This is a genomic window from Streptomyces sp. NPDC056580, assembly GCF_042793175.1.
In the GTDB taxonomy this organism is placed as follows: Bacteria; Actinomycetota; Actinomycetes; order Streptomycetales; family Streptomycetaceae; genus Streptomyces.
The window spans coordinates 386346-404836 of record NZ_JBHTVE010000004.1; the positions used below are offsets into that span (position 1 = coordinate 386346).

An 18491-nucleotide genomic window follows, 5' to 3' on the forward strand; every position below is an offset into this window, starting at 1 on the left:
TCGCGCCCAGCACCCGCGCGCACTCGGGGGGGCCGCCCGGCCCCCGCGCGGGGGGGGGGGGGGCCCGCCCCCCCGGGGGGGGGGGGGCCCCCCCCCCCCCCCGGGGCGCCCCCCCGCCGCACGTCGGCATCGGTGCCCCCGGCGCGACGCCATGCCGTGTGTTAACGTCATGCTTTTGCGTGGTCGTCGCGGTGGGCGCTGCTGCCTCCCGGCCCCGCTCGTGCGTTGGCCGTGCAATCCTGCCGGGCCTTCCTCGGTTCGTTCCCCTGCGGAAGGCTGTTCATGAAGCACCCCGAAGACCCCGGCACCGCTCACGGCGGTCCCGCCCGGCCCGTCTCCACGGCCCCGGCGCTGTCCGAGGCCGTCTCCTTCGCCGGTCTGGGACTGCCGGCGCAGGTGCTGCGCACCCTGAGCGGGCTCGGGGTGCGCGAGCCCTTCCCGATCCAGGCCGCCACACTGCCCGACGCCCTCGAGGGGCGCGACGTCCTGGGGCGCGGACGCACGGGCTCGGGCAAGACGCTCGCCTTCGGCCTGCCGCTGCTGACCCGCACGGCCGGGCGGCGCGCCGAACCGAAGCAGCCACTCGCCCTGATCCTCGTGCCCACCCGGGAGCTGGCCCAGCAGGTCACCCAGGCGCTGGCGCCCTACGCCGAGGCACTGCGGCTGCGGACGGCCACGGTCGTCGGCGGCCTGTCGATCGGCCGGCAGATCGCCGAGCTGCGCCAGGGAGCCGAGGTGGTCGTCGCCACCCCCGGACGCCTGCACGACCTGATCGAGCGCAACGCCTGCCGCCTGGGACGGGTGAGGACCACCGTGCTCGACGAGGCCGACCAGATGTGCGACCTGGGGTTCCTGCCGCAGGTGGTCGACGTCCTCGACCAGGTGCACCCCGACGGTCAGCGGATGCTGTTCTCGGCCACGCTGGACCGCGACGTCGATCAGCTGGTCCGCCGCTATCTCAACGACCCCGTCGTCCACTCGGTCGGCCCGTCCTCGGGCACGGTCACGACGATGGAGCACCACCTGCTGGTCGTCCACGGCCCCGACCGCTACGCCGTCACCACGGAGATCGCCGCCCGCGACGGCCGCGTACTGCTGTTCCTCGACACCAAGCACGCCGTCGACCAGCTCACCCGGCATCTGCGGGCCAGCGGGGTGCACGCCGGGGCCCTGCACGGCGGCAAGTCCCAGCCACAGCGCACCCGGACGCTGGCCCAGTTCAAGAGCGGGCAGATCACCGTTCTGGTGGCGACCGACGTCGCGGCCCGCGGCCTGCACGTCGACGACCTCGATCTCGTGGTCAACGTCGACCCGCCCACCGACCCCAAGGACTACGTGCACCGGGCGGGCCGCACCGCCCGCGCCGGCGCGTCCGGCACCGTGGTCACGCTGGTGCCGGCGGGCCTGCGCCGGGAGGCCGGCCGCATGCTGGCCGAAGCCGGCGTCGAGGCGACCGTCACCAAGGTGCGCTCGGGCGAGGCGGAGCTGAGCCGGATCACCGGCGCCAGGGCTGCTTCCGGGATCCCGCTCGACGGCGGGCCCGCCGCTCCCCGTCCCAAGAACACCAACGTCCCCTTCCGCGGCCTCGGCACCGGCAAGGGCGACTCCCGCGGCACCGGCGGCAGGTCCCGCAGGGCCGGTGAGGCCCGCAAGCTCGCCGAAGCCCGCAAGGCCGCCCTCGTGCGCCGCAACGGCTGAGAGCGCCGGCCCGGAGGTGAGCGGCAATGGTGTCGTCCTCGCCCCGCACCGCGTCCAGGCATGACAAGCTGGGCTCGCCCGTCCCCGAACCCAGGAGGTCACGATGACCGCGGAGCCCGCGTCCACGCAAGACTCGGAGCCGGCGACGCCGGAGACGTCCCCCGAGGCGCCGGACGGCGACGGCGACCTCAAGCGCAAGTTCCGCGAAGCCCTGGCGCGCAAGCGCGGTGCGCAGTCGGACGCCGCCGACGCCGCCGCCGGCCCCAACGCGTCGAAGGTTCGGGCGGCGCACGGCCCGGCCACGAGCCAGCGGTCGTTCAGGCGCAAGAGCGGCGGCTGACCCGACAGCTCCCGCGACCCGGCCGCCCCCGTCCCGCCGGCCGGGCCGGGTCCGGGTGACGCCGGCCGCGACCGCGTGAGCCGGCCTCAGGGGTGGGCGAACCCGCGGCCGGCCTGCTCGAAGCAGGCCCGTGCCAGTTCCATGAGGCGGTCGAAGCCGTCGCCGGGGGGCGGGAGCCGGTCGTCGTCGGGGTGCTCGGCGAGCAGGGCCTTGCCGAGTGCGCCGGCGTGGGCGGGGATCCGCCGGCCGACCCGGCTGATGGTGCGCGGGTACCCGTGGGACTCGCGCGTGGCGAGGTAGACGGCGTTCGGGCCGTCGAGCCGGGCCAGATGGATCGTCTCGCCGAGCGCGTCCGACGCCTTGTCGAGAAAGGGGCGGACCACGCGCACGCACGGGTCGCTGTCCAGTTAGCTCATGCCCGTGTGCAGGGCGCGGATCCCGGTCCCGTAGCGGGAGCCGGTGGTGTCCGAACGGACCCAGCCGCAGCCGACGAGGTCTGGAGCAGCTGGTACATGCTGCAGCGCGGCACGCCCAGTTCCCCGGCGAGTTCGTCCAGCCGGGCCGGCCGGTCGCCGCGTGCGGCGAGCAGTTAGAGGAGGGCGACGGTGCGGGCCGTCGACTTGACCTCCCGGACCCGGCTGTTCTCCGGCAGGGCAACATCGTAGGTCCGTGCCCTCGCACACCTTGACCGTTCACGGCCGAACCGCTTAGCTCCGTTCTCATACATGTCCGTCGTCTGCATATGAGGATGAGCACCGTGAAGCGGCTCAGCACGTTCAGCGGGCTGGACGGGCGTCGACCCGAGAAGCCACTGCACACGAGGAACCGGACCAGCATGAGCCAGCCGACCATCGCCCACTTCGCCGTCTACCCCGTCGCCGGCCGCGACTGCATGGCGCTGAACCTCTCCGGCGCCCACGGTCCCTTCTTCACCCGCAACATCGTCGTCCTCACCGACTCCGACGGCGGTACTGGACTGGGGGAGGTGCCCGGGGGCGAGAAGATCACCCGGACGCTGCGGGACGCCGAGTCGCTCGTCGTCGGCGCGAAGGTGGGCGACTACAAGCGCGTCCTGCGCGAGATCGCGAGCCGGTTCGCCGACCGCGACGCGAGCGGACGAGGCGCCCAGACCTTCGACCTGCGCACCACCGTCCACGCCGTCACGGCCGTCGAGTCGGCGCTGCTCGACCTGCTCGGCCAGCACCTCGGCGTACCGGTCGCGGCGCTGCTCGGAGACGGTCAGCAACGGCGGTCCGTACGGGTGCTCGGCTATCTCTTCTACGTGGGCGACCCCGGCCGCACGGACCTGCCGTACGTCCGGGAGCCCGGCTCGGACGTCGACTGGTACCGGCTCAGGCACGAGGAGGCCCTCACGCCCGAGGCGATCGTCCGCAGGGCCGAGGCGGCGTACGACCATTACGGTTTCCGGGACTTCAAGCTCAAGGGCGGTGTCCTGCCGGGCGCCGAGGAGGTCGAGGCCGTACGCGCGCTCAAGGACCGCTTCGCCGGGGCCCGGATCACCCTGGACCCGAACGGCGCGTGGTCCCTGCGCGAGGCGGTCGAACTGTGCTCGCCACTGGTGGGCACGCTCGCCTACGCCGAGGACCCCTGCGGGGCGGAGGGCGGCTACTCGGGGCGGGAGGTCCTCGCCGAGTTCCGCCGCGCCACGGGCCTGCCCACGGCGACCAACATGGTCGCCACCGACTGGCGGCAGCTGACCCACGCCCTGGCCCTGCAGTCGGTGTCCATTCCGCTGGCCGACCCGCACTTCTGGACCATGCAGGGATCGGTGCGCGTGGCCCAGTTGTGCAACGCGATGGGCCTGACCTGGGGCTGTCACTCCAACAACCACTTCGACATCTCACTCGCCATGATCACGCACTGCGGCGCGGCGGCCCCCGGCGAGTACAACGCCCTGGACACGCACTGGATCTGGCAGGAGGGCCTGGAGCGGCTCACCGTCAGCCCGCCGCGGATCGCCGACGGTGAGATCGCCGTCCCCGACGCCCCTGGCCTGGGCGTCGAACTCGACATGGACCGCCTGCGCGCGGCCCACGAGCTGTACCGCGAGGAGGCGTTGGGGGCGCGGGACGATGCCGCCGCGATGCGGTACCTGGTGCCCGGCTGGGAGTTCGACGCCAAGCGGCCCTGCCTGGTGCGGTAGCCGGTCCGTCGGGGCCCGGGTCCACCGGCCGGACGGCCGGACGGCCGCCCGGACTCGCTCGGTGCGGGCCGCGGACGGGGCGTTGTCCGCGGCCGGTCGGGTGTATAGCCTGAGCGATGGCATGTGACATTGCACAGGGAGGAGTCCGGTGACCCTCAAGGCCGTCGTCGTGGGCGCGGGCGTCGTCGGCGCCGCATGCGCCTTCCACGCCGCCTCGGCGGGAATGGACGTCACTGTCACCGACCGCGGCCCCGTCGGCGCCGGGACGACGAGCCGCGGGGAGGGCAACATCCTCCTCTCCGACAAGGAACCCGGCCCCGAACTCGACCTGGCGCACCTGAGCCGCACGCTGTGGGACGAGGCCGCCGCGGAACTCGGGCCCGAAGCGATCGAGTTCGAGGCCAAAGGCGGCCTGGTCGTCGCGAGCACCGCCGAAGGGCTCGCGCCGCTCGGGGAGTTCGCCGCCCGGCAGGAAGCGGCCGGGGTCGTCGCCGAACCGGTCGACCGGGTGCGCTCCCTCGAACCCCACCTCGCGCCCGAGGTGCCCGGCGGCGTCCTCTACCCGCAGGACGCCCAGGTGCAGCCGGTCCTGGCGGCGGCCGCGCTGCTGCGGGCCGCCGTACGGCGCGGCGCGCGCCTGCACACCGGGGAGGTCGTCGGCGCCGAGACCACCGGGGACGGCCGGGTCACCGGCGTCCGGACCGCGGCCGGCGAGGTGCTGCCCTGCGACGCCGTCGTCAACGCCGCCGGAACCTGGGGCGGCGAGGTCGGACGCCGGCTCGGCGCACCCGTCGAGGTGCTGCCACGCCGGGGCTTCGTCCTGGTGACCCGACCGCTCCCACCGATGGTCCGGCACAAGGTCTACTCGGCGGACTACGTCGCGAACGTCGCCTCGTCCGACGCAGGACCGGAGACCTCGTGCGTCGTGGAAGGCACCCGCGGCGGCACCCTCCTCATCGGCGCGAGCCGCGAACGCGTGGGCTTCGACCGGACGTTGAACACCGCCGTGGTGGCCAGGCTCGCGGCGCAGGCCTGCCGGCTGTTCCCCTTCCTGCGCGAGGTGCACCTGATCCGCGCCTACCGCGGCTTCAGACCGTACTGTCCGGACCACCTGCCGGTCGTCGGGCCCGACCCGCGGGCGCCGGGAGTCGTCCACGCGTGCGGTCACGAAGGCGCGGGCATCGGTCTCGCCCCCGCGACCGGTGCACTCGTGACCGCGCACCTGCTCGGCCGCCCCTGGAGCGGCGCCGACCCGGCCGCGCACACCGGCCTGCTGCCCGACCGCTTCCTCACCCCCGAAAGTGCGCCGGCATGAGCGAGATCGTCGTCGACGGCGAACCCCTGCCGTTCACCGAGGGGCAGACCGTCGCCGCGGCCCTGGTGGCCGCGGGCCGGGTCGCCTGGCGCACCACCCGCGTCGGGCACCGCCCACGGGGGGTCTTCTGCGGCATCGGCGTCTGCTTCGACTGCCTGGTGACCGTCGACGGAGCCCCCGGACAGCGCGCCTGTCTGGTCCCGGCACGGCCGGGCATGACCGTCACGACCGAGGAGGGCCACCAGGATGACCACGAGTGAGCCCGCGGACCTCGTCGTCGTGGGCGCGGGCCCGGCCGGCATGGCCGCGGCGGCCACGGCCCTGGCCGGCGGGCTGCGCGTCGTTCTGGTGGACTCCGGCACCGCCGTCGGCGGCCAGTTCTGGCGGCACCCGCCGGAGCACGCCCGAGCGGCGATCCCGACCGGGAACCTGCACCACGGACTGCGGCAGTACCGCGGGCTGTGCCGGGCCCTGTCGGCCGGCCGCGCCGCGGGGCGGCTCGACCTGCGCCTGGCACACCACGTGTGGTCCGCCGTCCGCGACGGCGACGGCTTCGCCGTCCACACGGTCGACCGGCGCGACGCGCCACGGGAAACCGCCCTCGTCCTGCGTGCTCCGAGGCTCCTCGTGGCGACCGGCGCCTACGACCGGCAACTGCCGTTCCCCGGCTGGGACCTTCCCGGCGTACTCACCATCGGCGGCATCCAGGCACTGCTCAAGGGCGGCGGAGTCGTCGCCGGACGCCGCGTGGCGCTGGGCGGCACCGGCCCGTTCCTGCTCCCGGTGGCCGCGGCCCTCGCGGCGCGCGGAGCCGAGGTGGTCGCGGTCTGCGAAGCCGCGGACCCCCGGGCATGGCTGCGGCATCCCGGCGCACTGCTGCGCAACCCGGACAAGTGGGCCGAGGCCGCGGGATACGCCGCCGCGCTGGCCCGCCACCGCGTCCGAGTCCGCACGCGCACCGCGATCACCGGCGCCGTGGGAGCAGGGGGCGGCGACCGGGTGACGTCGGTCCGGATCGCCGCCGTGACGTCCGACGGCAGCCCGCGCCCGGGCACGCAACGGCGGATCGACGTCGACACGGTAGGCGTCGGCTGGGGATTCGCACCGCAGCTCGACCTGTTCCCGCCCCTCGGCTGCGACCTCACCGGCTCCGCGGACGGCAACGCCGTCGTCGCCGTCGACGACGGGCAGCGCACCACCGTCCCCGGCCTCTACGCCGCGGGCGAGGCGTGCGGCGTGGGCGGGGCGGCGCTCGCACTGGCCGAGGGACGCCTCGCCGCCGCGTCGGTGCTCGCCGACTCCGGCGCCGCGCCCGGCGCGGGAAGGAAGCGGACGGCCGCGGTGCGCGCCGCGGTGGCCCGGCGACGCGCCTTCGCCCGGGCACTGGCCCTCGCCCACCCGATTCCTCCGGCGTGGTCCTCCTGGCTGACCGACGACACGGTCGTGTGCCGTTGCGAGGAGGTGACCGCGCGGGCCCTCCGAACCGCCCTCGCCGACGGCGGCGCCTGCGACCACCGGCAGGTCAAGCAGCTCACCCGGGCCGGGATGGGCTGGTGCCAGGGGCGGATGTGCGGACCGGCCGTGCACGGCCTCACGGCACCGGACCGGCCCTACGTGCCCGCGGAACGGCTCGTCGCCGCGCCCGTCACCCTGGGAGCTCTCGCCGACCTGGACGAATGACCGTCACCGGAGCATCGTCTCCCCGCACGCAGGGGCGGCTCCGACGACCGACAAGGAGTGTCATGACCCGGACCCAGCCCCGCACGCCCTGGCACGGCGTCCTCGTCGCCACCAGCCTGCCCTTCGACGACCACCTCGCGGTCGACTTCGGCGCCTACGGGGAGAGCGTCGCCTGGCTGGCCGAACAGGGGGTGCACGGCGTCGCGCCGAACGGATCGCTCGGCGAATACCAGACACTGACGCACGAGGAACGCGACCGCGTCGTGGAGACGGCCGTCGCCAACGCACCGGCCGGGTTCACCGTGATGCCCGGCGTCGGCGCCTACGGCGGTGTCGAGGCCAGGCGGCACGCCCGGTTCGCCAAGGACGCGGGCTGCCAGGCCGTCATGTGCCTGCCGCCCAACGCCTACCGCGCCGACGACCGTGCCGTCCTTGAGCACTTCGAGCTGGTGGCGTCGGCGGGTCTGCCGGTCACCGCGTACAACAACCCCGTCGACACCAAGGTCGATCTGCGCCCGGAACTGCTGGCGAAGCTGCACGCCGAGGGACTCATCGTCGGCGTCAAGGAGTTCTCCGGTGACGTGCGGCGGTGCTACGAGATCTCCGAACTCGCGCCCGGACTGGACCTCGTGATCGGCACCGACGACACCGTCCTGGAGGTCGGTCTCGCCGGCGCCAAGGGCTGGGTCGCCGGATACCCGCAGGTTTTCCCCCGGGCCTGCCTCGCCCTGTACGAGGCGTCGGTCGCCGGCGACCTGGAGACCGCGCTCCCGCTCTACCGCCGGCTCCACCCGGTCCTGCGGTGGGACAGCAGGACGGAGTTCGTGCAGGCCGTCAAACTCGGCCAGGAGATGACCGGCCGGCGCGGAGGCAGGTGCCGCCCGCCGCGGCGGCCGCTCGGCCCGGAGACCGAGGCCGTCGTCCGCGCCGCCACCCAGGCGCTCATCGACAGCGGGGTGAGCTGACGATGCGGTCCTCCGTCTGCTACCACGCCGTCGACTCGCACACCGAGGGCATGCCGACCCGTGTCATCACCGGCGGGGTGGGCGTCCTGCCCGGGTCGACGATGTCCGAGCGGCGGCAGCGGTTCGTCGCCGAACGCGACCACCTGCGCACCCTGCTGATGTGCGAGCCGCGGGGGCACGCCTCGATGTCCGGCGCCATCCTGCAGCCCCCGACCCGGCCGGACGCCGACTTCGGCGTGCTCTTCGTCGAGGTCTCGGGCTGCCTGCCGATGTGCGGGCACGGGACCATCGGCGTAGCGACGGTCCTCGTCGAGACCGGGATGGTCGAGGCCGTCGAGCCGGAGACCCGGGTAAGGCTGGACACACCGGCCGGACTGGTCACGGCGCGGGTCCGGGTCCGCGACGGCCGTGCCGAGTCGGTGACCCTGGAGAACGTCGCGTCGTACTGCCACGCGGTCGACCAGGTCGTCGACGTCCCCGGCTACGGGGCGGTGCGCTACGACATCGCCTACGGCGGCAACTTCTACGCCTTCGTCCGGACCGAGGACCTCGGCATCCCCTTCGACCGGGCGGAGAAGCAGCGGCTGCTCGACGCCGGACTGGCCATCATGGACGCGATCAACGAGCAGAACCCGGTGGCCCACCCGGAGAACCCGGAGATCGACGTCTGCCACCACGTCTATCTGGAGGCCCCCGGGTCCACCGCGGAGCACTCACGGCACGCCATGGCCATCCACCCCGGATGGTTCGACCGGTCTCCGTGCGGCACCGGCACCAGTGCCCGGATGGCGCAGTTGCACGCGCGCGGGCAACTCGCGCCGGGCCAGGAGTTCCTCAACGAGTCGTTCATCGGCTCCCGCTTCACCGGGCGCATCAGAGAAGAGACGACGGTCGGGGGCCGTCCTGGCGTCCTGCCGTCCGTCACGGGCCGCGCCTGGATCACCGGCACCGCCCAGTACCTGCTCGATCCGTCGGACCCCTACCCGGCCGGCTTCACCCTGTGAGTGCCGGCCCGGGCCGGTGGCGGCGCCGAGGCGGGAGTGCTAGCGGTCGCCGGGCCGCGGGGCCGGCTCGCACTCTTCGGCTTCCGCCCGGCCGTCCGCCCACAGGGTGCGGACATGGGCGAGATGCCGGCGCATGCACTCCTCCGCCTCCTTCGCCCGGCCGGCCACCATCAGGTCGAGCAGTTCGACGTGCTCCTGGGCCGAAGCGACCAGGCGTCCCGTCTCGTTGAGACTGGTCAGCCCGAACAGCCGCGATCGCTTGCGCAGATCGGCCACCACCTCCACGAGGCGCTGGTTGCCGGCCAGGGCCAGCAGCTCCAGGTGGAACCGGTGATCGGCTTCGAGGTACTCGATGACGTCGTGTTCCCGGGCCGCCGTGACGATCCGCCGCGCCAGCGGGCGCAGCGTCTCCAACTGCTCGGCGCTCGCCGTCTCGGCGACACGGCCCACGGTGGGAACCTCGATCAGTGTCCTGAGGCCGGTGAACTCGTCGAGGTCCCGCTCGGTCATCTCGGTGACGCGGAAGCCCTTGTTGCGCACCGCCTCGACCAGGCCTTCCCTGGCCAGATCCAGCATCGCCTCGCGCACCGGGGTGGCGGAGACGCCGAGTTCCGACGCGAGGGCGGGGGCGGAGTAGACGACCCCAGGCCGCAGCTCGCCCGCTATGAGAGCCGCCCGGAGAGCGTCGGCCACCTGGTCGCGCAGATGGGTCTGGGCGGAGACCGCCCGCGATCCGAGATGAGGCATCCGCGCTCCTCCGCCGGTCCAGCTCGATGGCCTCCGAATATACAATGTCACGTTGCGCCGAAACCGGCGGGTGACCCGGCGGACCTGGTACTTCGCCCGGGCCGCCAGGGGTCCACCAGGTCCGTTCGGAGGTGCTGCGGTAGCACCCGCCGCGGCTTGCCCGGACGCTGGATGCGGATGTGAACGCGCCGCCGCCCTTCGCGCGGCTCCAAGTCCGGGAGGACCTCGTGACCGCTTCGTCGCGCGCCGCCGACGCACCGCCGAACCGCTACGACGACCTGCGGGCCCTGGTGGTCAACTGCACCCTCAAACGGTCACCGGAGACGAGCAACACCCAGGGACTGATCGACCGGAGCACCGGCATCATGGACGCGCAGGGCGTGCGGGTCGACGTCGTACGGGCCGTCGACCACGACATCGCCACCGGCGTGTGGCCCGACATGACCGAGCACGGCTGGGAGACGGACGCCTGGCCGGACCTCTACCGGCAGGTCCTGGCGGCCGACATCCTCGTACTGGCGGGCCCGATCTGGCTGGGTGACAACAGTTCCGTCATGAAACGGGTGATCGAGCGCCTCTACTCCTGCTCCAGCCTGCTCAACGACGCAGGCCAGTACGCCTACTACGGCCGTGTCGGCGGCTGCCTGATCACCGGCAACGAGGACGGCGTCAAGCACTGCGCCATGAACGTGCTGTACAGCCTGCAGCACCTGGGCTACACCATCCCGCCCCAGGCGGACGCCGGCTGGATCGGCGAGGCCGGCCCCGGCCCCTCGTACCTCGACCCCGGCTCGGGCGGCCCGGAGAACGACTTCACCAACCGCAACACCACCTTCATGACCTGGAACCTGCTGCACCTGGCGCGGGCGCTGAAGGACCTCGGCGGCATTCCCGCCTACGGCAACCAGCGCACCGCCTGGGACGCCGGATGCCGCCGCGACTTCGAGAACCCCGAACACCGTTAGGGCGGCCAGGCCCGGGCGGCGCGCCCGCCCCGCGGCCGCCTGCGCCACAGAGCCGGGCAGCGCGCCTTGCCCGTGCCGGCTCGTGAGCGTTCCCTTCGACCGGAGGAGGCGGCCCATGGCGAGCGGTCGAGGGCCGTCGGGTCCCGCACCCTCCCGCGGGCCACGGCACGGGAGGCCGGACCGGAAGCCGGCGCGGGAGCGGCCGGGGCGCACGCGCGGCGCTGTGGCCGCCGTGCTCCTCCCCGCCTCCGCGGTCGGCCACGCACTCGGGCCGCGCCGTGCCCGGCGGGCCGCCCGCGACGGCGGGAACCTTGCCGCCGCGGGCCGCCGGGGCACACCATGACCGCGGACGACGACGAGCCGGTCGGTCTTCGACCGGCTGCCGGCCGACGTCACCGTCCAGTTCTCCTGAGGGCGCGGCGGGCGCAATCGCGGCGCCGGACGCCTCCTGTACGGCGGTGGCTACGGCGTGGCGGGCCGGTCCGGGGAGCGGAGGACGAGCAGGGTGATCTCGCTGGGGGCGAAGACGCGGAACGGCGGGCCCCAGAAGCCGGTGCCGCGGCTGGTGTAGAGGAGGGTGCGGGCGCCGTGCCGGCTGAGACCGGCGAGGGCGGGCTGGTCGATGCGGACCAGGTGGTGGAAGGGCCATATCTGCCCGCCGTGGGTGTGGCCGGAGAGCTGGAGGTCGATCCCGGCGGCCGCCGCCCGGTCGACGAACTTGGGCTGGTGCGCCAGGAGCAGGACGGGCAGGCCGGGGTCGGCGCCGTCCAGGGCTCCGGCGAGGTGGGCGCGGTGGCCCGCCAGGCCGGAGGACTCGGCGGTGACGTCGTCCACGCCGGCGACGACGAGGGTGTCGCCGCCGCGTTCGAGCAGCAGGTGGCGGTTGCGCAGCGGCTCCCAGCCCAGCTCGTCCATCAGGTCGACCCAGCCCTGGGCCTCGCTGTAGTACTCGTGGTTGCCGGTGACGTACACCCGGGCCCGGGTGGCGCGCACGGTGCCGAGCGGGGCGGCCTGGACGCGGCGGCGCTCGGCCGTGCCGTCCGCGATGTCACCGGTGTGGCAGACCAGGTCGGCTTCCAGGGTGTTCACCGTCTCGCACACCCGCGCCGACCAGCGGGCGCGGTCCAGCGGGCCGTAGTGGGTGTCGGTGATGAGGGCGACGCGCAGGCCGTCCAGCCCGGCGCCCAGTCGCGGCAGCTGCACGTCGAGCCTGCGCACGCGTGGCACGCGGCGAGCTTCGGCGTACCCCCAGACGAGCAGGACGGCGGCTACGCCGAGGACGGCCCAGGTGACGATGCGGGCCCGGTCCTGGCTCTCACCGACGCCTGCCACGGTCAGCGCGAGCCGCAGCAGCACGCCGAGCAGCACGGACCAGGTGAACAGCACCCAGCCGGCGCCCAGCAGGGTGTCACCGACGATCGCCGCCCGGTCCTGCTGGCGCCGGCCGTGGCCGCGCACCATCGCGAGCGGCATCCCGGCGAGGCCGAGGACGAACAGGGCCGTGCCGGCGAGCGTGACGGGCAGCGGCCAGTGCTGGCCGGTGTACAGGAGCACCCAGCACGGCACGGCCCACAGCAGGACGGGGGCGACCAGGGGGATGTAGCGCATCAGGCGGTGCAGCAGGCTCCGCCGCGGCGCCTGCGCTGGGCTGTCGGCGGGTCGGGTGCTGCTGGTGTCGGTCACGCTTCGCCTCTCTGCCCGGGCTGCCGTCTCGCGCACTGTAGCCGGTCGTCCACGGGAGGGCCGGACGGGTGTTCAGGAATGGGGCGTCGCCGTGGAGCCGAATCCCGGAGGCGGGCCGGAGCGGAGCGAATCCGTAGCCCGCGCTGTCCGCGGGCCCGGTCTCGGCACCCGGCCCGGCCGCGCCGAGTGACCCGGGGAGGGTGGACCGTCCAGGGGCGGGGGCGCGTCCATCGGGATGTCCGCGATGCGGGACGGACCTCTTGACGTCCGTGGCCGGTGGATCGACACTCGATGAGGAATCCCAGTGAACAGGTAGGGAAATATGAGGCGCCTTGATCCGGTCACCGTCCGAGTGAGCCGTTCGCCTCTGCTGACCTCCCGACGTCACATCGACCTGCTCCGCGTCTGCAGCGCGCTCGGCCCCATGGGCTGACCTGCGCACCTGCCGCGCCGACGCCTACCGCGCAGCGTCGTGCCGTCCGGCGTGCCCAGCTGAGCCCCGCACCGGGGTTCCGTCGTCGCATCCCCGTAGCCCCGGCGGGCCCGGCACCGATCGCCGGGCCCGCCCTCCGGGCGGAGCAGGGGGATCCGGCCACGGGGCCCAGCCCGATGTCGCATCCGCCGCGCGTACGTCCGCGCCCGCTTCCGGGGAGAGTCATGACCGTCACAACGCCGCCCGCCCACGTTTCCGTCCGGCCCACGCCCGCCTTCCGCGGCCGCATCGGCAGGGACGCGCGCAGCGGCCACTACGCCGTTCCCGGCCGCTACCGGCTCCATCTGTCGACCGCGTGTCCGGCCGGCCTGCGCATCGCCGTCACCCACACCCTGCTCGGCCTGGACGCCGTCTGTCCGGTGACCTACCTGCCCGCCGTCCCCGACTGTCCCGAGGGCGGCCACTCCGTCCTGCGCCCGCTGTACGAGGCGAGCGCGCACAGCTACTCCGGTCCGGCCGCGGCGCCGGTGCTCAGTGACGGATGGTCCGGGCGGATCGTCAGCACCCACGACCGGGACATCATGCGCGACCTCGCCCACCGCTTCGACACCTGCGGCCCCTCGCTCTACCCGAGCGGCGCGGAGTCGGAGATCGAGGCCGTGGAGCGGATGTGCGTGGAGGGCATCGAGGGGGCGGCGCAGCGGGCCGGGGCCGTGGGAGGGGAAGCGGCGGAACGCGACATGGCAGTGGCCACGCTGCTGGAGACCCTCGGCGCCCTCGACCGCCGGCTCGACGGCCGCACCTACCTGATCCGCGACGAAGTCACCGCCGCCGACGTCGAGTTGTGGGTCGCCCTGGTCCGGCTCGACACCGTGCACCGGCACCATCTCGACGCCGTCGCGGTCCAGCGCATCGCCGGCCACCCGGCGCTGTGGTCCTACGCCCGCCGTCTGACCGCCCACCCGGCCTTCGGCGCCCACCTCGACCTCGACGGCATCGACCGCCGCCACCACGCCCAGTGCCGCGGGCTGGAGGCCGCCGGCTCGGCCGTGCAGATCCTCGACTGGGCGGCGCACTGCGCCCGTTAGCCGTTCCACCTGGTGGACCGGCGTTGACATACGTTCGGGCACTTGTCTTTACTACGGCCCAGAACGGTCATGAGTGTCAGTGACAAGCCCTGGCTGGCTGACCGGCAACCCTCGCACCGCGGTGGGGTGCCCCAGGTGACGACCCGGCCGATGACACATCGGTAAGCGCGAGGCCCGTGGGGCCGGAACAGTGACGGTGACGCCATGTACGCAGCTCCCAGAACGGCCGCACGCCGTTCCCAGGGCTGCGTACGGACGTACGCGAGCCTGCTCGTCGCCGACCGCGCCGTCGATCTGCTCCGCGTCAGCAGCGCACTGTGTACCGCACCGGGCCGTGCCGGCTGTCGGGGCTGACTCCTCCCCGCAGCCCTCGCACTCCCTGACCGACACCGCCCGCGCGGTGTGCCGTCGCCCTTCCCACTCCCGGTCTCCCGCCGTCCTGCGCGTCCCCGCACACCGGCGTGGATCCGGGGTGTTCCCACCCAGCCGGAGCCCACCATGAGCGAACCCCCTGGCGCCACCGTCACCTTGCCCGAGGCGCCGACCACCGCCGAACCGCCCAAGGCCCTCACCGCCCAGCGAGTACTGCCGTTGCGACGGCCGGGACGCTGGATCGCCACCGCGGTCGTCCTGGTCCTGGTCGCCCAGTTCGCCCACGGGCTGGTGACCAACCCTTTCTACCAGTGGGACCGCTGGAGCTACTGGTTCCTGCGGCCGACCATCCTCGACGGCCTCCTCATCACCCTCGAAGTCGCCGCCTACAGCGCCGTGCTGGGCCTCATCGGCGGTGTCCTGCTCGCCCTGGCCCGGCTGTCGAAGAGCCCGGTACTGCGCGCGGTCAGCTGGACCTACGTCTGGGCTTTCCGCTCCATCCCGCTCATCGTGGTCCTGATCTTCCTCTACAACTTCAGTGCCCTGTACAAGACGTTGAGCGTCGGCATCCCCTTCGGGCCGGCCTTCTTCTCCTTCGACGAGTCGAAACTCGCCACCGACATGGTCGTCGCCGTCGTCGGCCTCAGCCTCAACGAGGCCGCCTACGCGGCCGAGGTGGTGCGCGGAGGCATCCTCTCCGTCGACCAGGGCCAGCACGAGGCGGCCGCCGCCCTCGGCCTGCCCAAGGGATACCAGTTCCGCAGAATCGTCTTTCCGCAGGCGCTGCGCTCCATCATCCCCAACTACGTCAACCAGCTCATCGGCCTGATCAAGGGCACCTCGCTGGTCTTCTACGTCTCCCTGCTGGACCTGTTCGGCTCCGCGCAGACCATGGGCTCCACCTACCCCGGCGACATCGTGCCGCTGCTGCTGGTCGTCACCGTCTGGTACCTGATCCTGACGAGCGTCGTCTCCGTCATCCAGTTCTACGTCGAGCGGTACTACGCCCGGGGCGCCACCCGCAGCCTGCCGCCGACGCCACTGCAGAAGCTCCGCACCGGTCTGACCGACCTGCGGGCCCGCATCCGCCGGGAGGCCGCCGTATGACCGCCAAGACCGCCGACGCCCTGGCGGACGTCGAAGCCGCCACCGTCGAACTCCACGACGTGCACAAGTGGTACGGCACCCACCGGGTCCTGGACGGCGTCGACCTGACCGTCCGTCCCGGCGAGGTCACCGTGATCCTCGGTCCCTCCGGCTCCGGCAAGTCCACCTTGCTGAGGGTCATCAACCACCTGGAGAAGCCCGAGATCGGCCACGTCAGCATCAACGGCGAGCCGATCGGCGTGAAGCGGCAGGGCGACCGGCTGAAGGAGCTGAGCGAGCGGGCCATCCTCACCCAGCGTGGACGGATCGGGTTCGTCTTCCAGAACTTCAACCTCTTCCCGCACCTGACGGTCCTGGACAACGTGGCCGCGGCCCCGGTCGCCACCGGCCGGCTCGGCAGGCCCGAAGCCCGGGAACTGGCCCGCGAACTCCTCGGCCGGGTGGGCCTCGCCGACAAGACCGGCGCCTACCCGCGCCAACTCTCCGGCGGACAGCAGCAGCGCGTCGCCATCGCCCGCGCCCTGGCGCTGCGCCCCGGCGTCATCCTCTTCGACGAGCCCACCTCCGCCCTGGACCCCGAACTGGTCGGCGAAGTCCTCGCCGTCATCCGGGACCTGGCCTCCAGCGGCACCACCCTCGTCATCGTCACCCACGAGATCGGCTTCGCGCGCGAGATCGCCGACCGGGTCGTCTTCATCGACGGCGGCAAGATCATCGAGCAGGGGCCGCCCTCCGAGGTCCTCGACACACCACGGCACGAGCGGACCAGGGACTTCCTCAGCAAGGTCCTGTGACCCGCCGCCCCCGCGACCTCCCCCCACGCCACCACCCTCATCACCGCCCCTGAGCGACAAGGAACGGCCATGCGCACCCACTTCACCCGACGCAGCCTGATACGCGGCATCACCGCGGTGACCGCCGTCGCCTCCCTGGCCACCGGGCTCGCCGCCTGCGGTGGCGACAGCGACGCGGCCACCACCACCGGCACCGCCGCCAAGTCCGGCGAGGTCGTCATCGGTCAGGCCTCCAACGGCGCCGCCAAGCAGACCACCGTCAAGGTCTCCGAGGTCAAGTCCATCAGCGCCGAACTGCCCGCCGCCCTCAAGAAGAGCGGCAAGCTGGAGATCGGCATCGGCGCCCTGCCCGCCGGCTTCCCGCCGCTGGCCTACGTGGGCAGCGACCAGAAGACCCTCACCGGCGCGGAGCCCGACTTCGGCCGCCTGGTCGCCGCGGTCCTCGGCCTGAAGCCCGAGGTGAAGAACTCCACGTGGGAGAACCTCTTCGTCGGCATCGACAGCGGCAAGGTCGACGTGGCCTTCTCCAACGTCACCGACACCGAAGAGCGCAAGAAGAAGTACGAGTTCGCCTCCTACCGGCAGGACAACCTCGCCTTCACCGTGCCGAAGAAGAGCACCTGGAACTTCGGCGGCGACTACCAGAACCTCGCCGGCAAGACCATCTCCGTGAGCGCCGGGACCAACCAGGAGAAGATCCTCCTGGAGTGGAAGGCGAAGCTCGCCAAGGAGGGCAAGAAGCTCACCGTCAAGTACTTCCAGGACAGCAACAGCGTCTACCTGGCACTGTCCGGCGGCAAGATCGACGCGTACTTCGGCCCCAACCCCGGCATCGCCTACCACAACAGCCAGACCGCGAACACGCCCAACGCCACCCGCACCGCGGGCACCTACTCGGGCGCCGGAGCGAGCCTTCAGGGCCTGATCGCGGCCACCGCCAAGAAGGACAGCGGCCTGGCCAAGCCGCTCGCCGACGCCATCAACCACCTGATCAAGAACGGTCAGTACGCCGAGTGGCTCAAGGCCTACAACCTCTCCAACGAGGCCGTCGCCAAGTCCGAGGTCAACCCGCCCGGACTCCCGCTCGACAACTCCTGACCACCGTATGCCGGGGACTCCACCACCCGCCTCGCGGTGGAGTCCCCGGCGTGCCGGACACCCCGAGCCGCACCCGGAGACCGCCACACCATGTCCGTCACCACCGTCGACGCCACGTCCTCGCACGTCCTGGACAACCCCGCCTGGGCCGCCCTCACCGGACCCCACGCCCACTTCGCCGAACGCATCGGCCACGCCGCCCGCTACCACCAGGACGTGGCCCCCTTCCACGCCCTCTCCGACGAGGACGACCCGCGCGCCTGGGCCGACCTGGCCGGCCTCGTCGGCCCCGGCGGCACCGCCGCGGTACGAGGCGTCACCGAGGCGCCGGACGGCTGGGAGGTCGTCAGCCTCGGACACGGCGTCCAGCTCGTGGACACCTCCCTGCGCGCCGAGCCCGACCCCGAGGCCGTACGCCTCGGCCCCGACGACGTACCCCAGATCCTCGACCTGATCGCCCGCACCGAACCCGGCCCCTACCGGCGCCGCACCGTCGAGATGGGCACCTACCTCGGCATCCGCCACCGCGGCCGGCTGATCGCCCTGGCCGGCGAGCGGCTGCACCCGCCCGGCTGGACGGAGATCAGCGCCGTGTGCACCGACCCCGGCCACCGGGGCCGGGGGCTGGCCACCCGTCTGGTCCGTGCCGTCGCCGCAGGCATCAAGGAGCGCGGGGAACAGCCCTTCCTGCACGCCGCGGCCGCCAACGCGAACGCGATCCGGCTGTACGAGTCGATCGGCTTCACCCTGCGCAGCCGCACGGTCTTCTCGCTCGTCCGGCACACCGGGGCCGCCGCGCGGGATGAAACGGCATAGCCGTGCCGTTGTCCTTGTCGAGGGTGAGTCCTCGGCCCACGTGGACGGAGGTGCGAGACATGACAAGTGTACTGCGCGCCGTCCACCTGCACTCCCGGCCCCACATCGACCTCCAGCGCGTGGCCGGCTCCCTCTGTAGCTCCTGACCCCGTTTCCCCAGCCGCTGTGCGCCCGGACTTCCGCGGGCCGGCGATCTCGTACGGACCTCCAGGAAGGCACTCT

Annotated in this window: 18 protein-coding genes, 1 pseudogene and 1 riboswitch; of the genes and pseudogenes, 16 read left to right on the top strand and 3 right to left on the bottom strand. The window is 73.1% G+C overall.

All coding sequences use genetic code 11. From position 1 onward, the window contains the following. The first annotated feature begins 282 nt into the window (after positions 1-282). Together ACFQ9Z_RS10620 and ACFQ9Z_RS10625 are read left to right on the top strand one after the other, a co-directional pair. On the top strand, positions 283-1698 hold the full coding sequence (locus tag ACFQ9Z_RS10620) for a DEAD/DEAH box helicase (protein ID WP_383014046.1): 1416 nt from the start codon (positions 283-285) through the stop codon (positions 1696-1698). A gap of 103 nt (positions 1699-1801) precedes the next feature. Beyond that, a complete protein-coding gene (locus ACFQ9Z_RS10625) occupies positions 1802-2038 on the top strand; it encodes a DUF5302 domain-containing protein (protein ID WP_383014049.1) in 237 nt (78 codons plus the stop codon). Positions 2039-2208: 170 nt separating this feature from the next. On the opposite strand, the pseudogene ACFQ9Z_RS10630 reads toward ACFQ9Z_RS10625, so the two are convergent. Beyond that, positions 2209-2627 (bottom strand): annotated as a pseudogene (locus ACFQ9Z_RS10630) (IclR family transcriptional regulator); the annotation flags it as partial. 246 nt (positions 2628-2873) lie between these two features. Here ACFQ9Z_RS10630 and ACFQ9Z_RS10635 point away from each other — a divergent pair. The 6 genes from ACFQ9Z_RS10635 (at position 2874) to ACFQ9Z_RS10660 (ending at position 9166) form a co-directional block, all read left to right on the top strand. Continuing rightward, positions 2874-4202, top strand: a complete 1329-nt coding sequence (locus tag ACFQ9Z_RS10635) for an enolase C-terminal domain-like protein (protein ID WP_383014052.1) — start codon at positions 2874-2876, stop codon at positions 4200-4202. Between the two features lie 148 nt (positions 4203-4350). Beyond that, positions 4351-5517 (top strand): NAD(P)/FAD-dependent oxidoreductase, encoded by a 1167-nt coding sequence (locus ACFQ9Z_RS10640; RefSeq protein WP_383014055.1) that lies wholly within the window; start codon positions 4351-4353, stop codon positions 5515-5517. Further along, complete coding sequence (locus ACFQ9Z_RS10645) at positions 5514-5777, top strand: (2Fe-2S)-binding protein (RefSeq protein ID WP_383014057.1); 264 nt, start codon at positions 5514-5516, stop codon at positions 5775-5777. Before ACFQ9Z_RS10640 ends, ACFQ9Z_RS10645 begins: the two co-directional genes overlap by 4 nt. Then, positions 5764-7197, top strand: coding sequence for an FAD-dependent oxidoreductase (locus ACFQ9Z_RS10650; RefSeq protein ID WP_383014059.1), 1434 nt, complete (start codon positions 5764-5766; stop codon positions 7195-7197). The genes ACFQ9Z_RS10645 and ACFQ9Z_RS10650 overlap by 14 nt, the downstream gene beginning before the upstream one ends. A gap of 62 nt (positions 7198-7259) precedes the next feature. Further along, complete coding sequence (locus tag ACFQ9Z_RS10655) at positions 7260-8162, top strand: dihydrodipicolinate synthase family protein (RefSeq protein WP_383014062.1); 903 nt, start codon at positions 7260-7262, stop codon at positions 8160-8162. A 2-nt stretch (positions 8163-8164) separates the two neighbouring features. Next, positions 8165-9166, top strand: a complete 1002-nt coding sequence (locus ACFQ9Z_RS10660) for a proline racemase family protein (protein WP_383014065.1) — start codon at positions 8165-8167, stop codon at positions 9164-9166. Between the two features lie 39 nt (positions 9167-9205). Here ACFQ9Z_RS10660 and ACFQ9Z_RS10665 read toward each other — a convergent pair whose 3' ends face one another. Beyond that, positions 9206-9913, bottom strand: a complete 708-nt coding sequence (locus ACFQ9Z_RS10665) for a GntR family transcriptional regulator (RefSeq protein ID WP_383014068.1) — start codon at positions 9911-9913, stop codon at positions 9206-9208. Positions 9914-10140: 227 nt separating this feature from the next. On the opposite strand from ACFQ9Z_RS10665, the gene ACFQ9Z_RS10670 reads away from it, so the two are divergent. Continuing rightward, the gene (locus ACFQ9Z_RS10670; protein ID WP_383014071.1) at positions 10141-10878 is read left to right on the top strand and encodes a flavodoxin family protein; all 738 of its coding nucleotides are present in this window, start codon (positions 10141-10143) and stop codon (positions 10876-10878) included. Positions 10879-11340: 462 nt separating this feature from the next. Here ACFQ9Z_RS10670 and ACFQ9Z_RS10675 read toward each other — a convergent pair whose 3' ends face one another. Next, positions 11341-12561, bottom strand: coding sequence for a metallophosphoesterase (locus ACFQ9Z_RS10675; RefSeq protein ID WP_383014074.1), 1221 nt, complete (start codon positions 12559-12561; stop codon positions 11341-11343). 322 nt (positions 12562-12883) lie between these two features. On the opposite strand from ACFQ9Z_RS10675, the gene ACFQ9Z_RS10680 reads away from it, so the two are divergent. The 7 genes from ACFQ9Z_RS10680 (at position 12884) to ACFQ9Z_RS10710 (ending at position 18415) form a co-directional block, all read left to right on the top strand. Next, positions 12884-12994 carry a putative leader peptide gene (locus ACFQ9Z_RS10680; protein WP_351577512.1) on the top strand — a complete coding sequence of 37 codons (111 nt, stop codon included), beginning with the start codon at positions 12884-12886 and terminating at the stop codon, positions 12992-12994. A gap of 224 nt (positions 12995-13218) precedes the next feature. After that, positions 13219-14082 (top strand): glutathione S-transferase C-terminal domain-containing protein, encoded by an 864-nt coding sequence (locus ACFQ9Z_RS10685; protein ID WP_383014078.1) that lies wholly within the window; start codon positions 13219-13221, stop codon positions 14080-14082. Positions 14083-14147: 65 nt separating this feature from the next. Further along, a riboswitch (SAM riboswitch) is annotated at positions 14148-14256 on the top strand. A 324-nt stretch (positions 14257-14580) separates the two neighbouring features. Continuing rightward, positions 14581-15561, top strand: a complete 981-nt coding sequence (locus tag ACFQ9Z_RS10690) for an amino acid ABC transporter permease (RefSeq protein ID WP_383014081.1) — start codon at positions 14581-14583, stop codon at positions 15559-15561. Further along, a complete protein-coding gene (locus tag ACFQ9Z_RS10695) occupies positions 15558-16355 on the top strand; it encodes an amino acid ABC transporter ATP-binding protein (protein ID WP_383014085.1) in 798 nt (265 codons plus the stop codon). The genes ACFQ9Z_RS10690 and ACFQ9Z_RS10695 overlap by 4 nt, the downstream gene beginning before the upstream one ends. A gap of 69 nt (positions 16356-16424) precedes the next feature. Then, positions 16425-17453: a transporter substrate-binding domain-containing protein gene (locus ACFQ9Z_RS10700; protein WP_383014088.1), complete on the top strand. Its 1029-nt coding sequence runs from the start codon at positions 16425-16427 to the stop codon at positions 17451-17453. Positions 17454-17543: 90 nt separating this feature from the next. Then, positions 17544-18269: a GNAT family N-acetyltransferase gene (locus ACFQ9Z_RS10705; RefSeq protein WP_383014091.1), complete on the top strand. Its 726-nt coding sequence runs from the start codon at positions 17544-17546 to the stop codon at positions 18267-18269. 59 nt (positions 18270-18328) lie between these two features. Continuing rightward, positions 18329-18415: a putative leader peptide gene (locus ACFQ9Z_RS10710; protein ID WP_383014475.1), complete on the top strand. Its 87-nt coding sequence runs from the start codon at positions 18329-18331 to the stop codon at positions 18413-18415. The last annotated feature ends 76 nt before the right edge of the window (positions 18416-18491 follow it).

What these genes read in the sequence shown, in the direction of transcription:
- ACFQ9Z_RS10690 (WP_383014081.1), top strand. Translation starts at nt 14,581, where the DNA reads ATGAGCGAACCCCCTGGCGCCACCGTCACCTTGCCCGAGGCGCCGACC.
- ACFQ9Z_RS10705 (WP_383014091.1), top strand. Translation starts at nt 17,544, where the DNA reads ATGTCCGTCACCACCGTCGACGCCACGTCCTCGCACGTCCTGGACAAC.
- ACFQ9Z_RS10635 (WP_383014052.1), top strand. Translation starts at nt 2,874, where the DNA reads ATGAGCCAGCCGACCATCGCCCACTTCGCCGTCTACCCCGTCGCCGGC.
- ACFQ9Z_RS10655 (WP_383014062.1), top strand. Translation starts at nt 7,260, where the DNA reads ATGACCCGGACCCAGCCCCGCACGCCCTGGCACGGCGTCCTCGTCGCC.
- ACFQ9Z_RS10700 (WP_383014088.1), top strand. Translation starts at nt 16,425, where the DNA reads ATGCGCACCCACTTCACCCGACGCAGCCTGATACGCGGCATCACCGCG.
- ACFQ9Z_RS10680 (WP_351577512.1), top strand. Translation starts at nt 12,884, where the DNA reads ATGAGGCGCCTTGATCCGGTCACCGTCCGAGTGAGCCGTTCGCCTCTG.
- ACFQ9Z_RS10625 (WP_383014049.1), top strand. Translation starts at nt 1,802, where the DNA reads ATGACCGCGGAGCCCGCGTCCACGCAAGACTCGGAGCCGGCGACGCCG.
- ACFQ9Z_RS10685 (WP_383014078.1), top strand. Translation starts at nt 13,219, where the DNA reads ATGACCGTCACAACGCCGCCCGCCCACGTTTCCGTCCGGCCCACGCCC.
- ACFQ9Z_RS10645 (WP_383014057.1), top strand. Translation starts at nt 5,514, where the DNA reads ATGAGCGAGATCGTCGTCGACGGCGAACCCCTGCCGTTCACCGAGGGG.
- ACFQ9Z_RS10660 (WP_383014065.1), top strand. Translation starts at nt 8,165, where the DNA reads ATGCGGTCCTCCGTCTGCTACCACGCCGTCGACTCGCACACCGAGGGC.
- ACFQ9Z_RS10695 (WP_383014085.1), top strand. Translation starts at nt 15,558, where the DNA reads ATGACCGCCAAGACCGCCGACGCCCTGGCGGACGTCGAAGCCGCCACC.
- ACFQ9Z_RS10665 (WP_383014068.1), bottom strand. Translation starts at nt 9,913, where the DNA reads ATGCCTCATCTCGGATCGCGGGCGGTCTCCGCCCAGACCCATCTGCGC.
- ACFQ9Z_RS10650 (WP_383014059.1), top strand. Translation starts at nt 5,764, where the DNA reads ATGACCACGAGTGAGCCCGCGGACCTCGTCGTCGTGGGCGCGGGCCCG.
- ACFQ9Z_RS10620 (WP_383014046.1), top strand. Translation starts at nt 283, where the DNA reads ATGAAGCACCCCGAAGACCCCGGCACCGCTCACGGCGGTCCCGCCCGG.
- ACFQ9Z_RS10710 (WP_383014475.1), top strand. Translation starts at nt 18,329, where the DNA reads ATGACAAGTGTACTGCGCGCCGTCCACCTGCACTCCCGGCCCCACATC.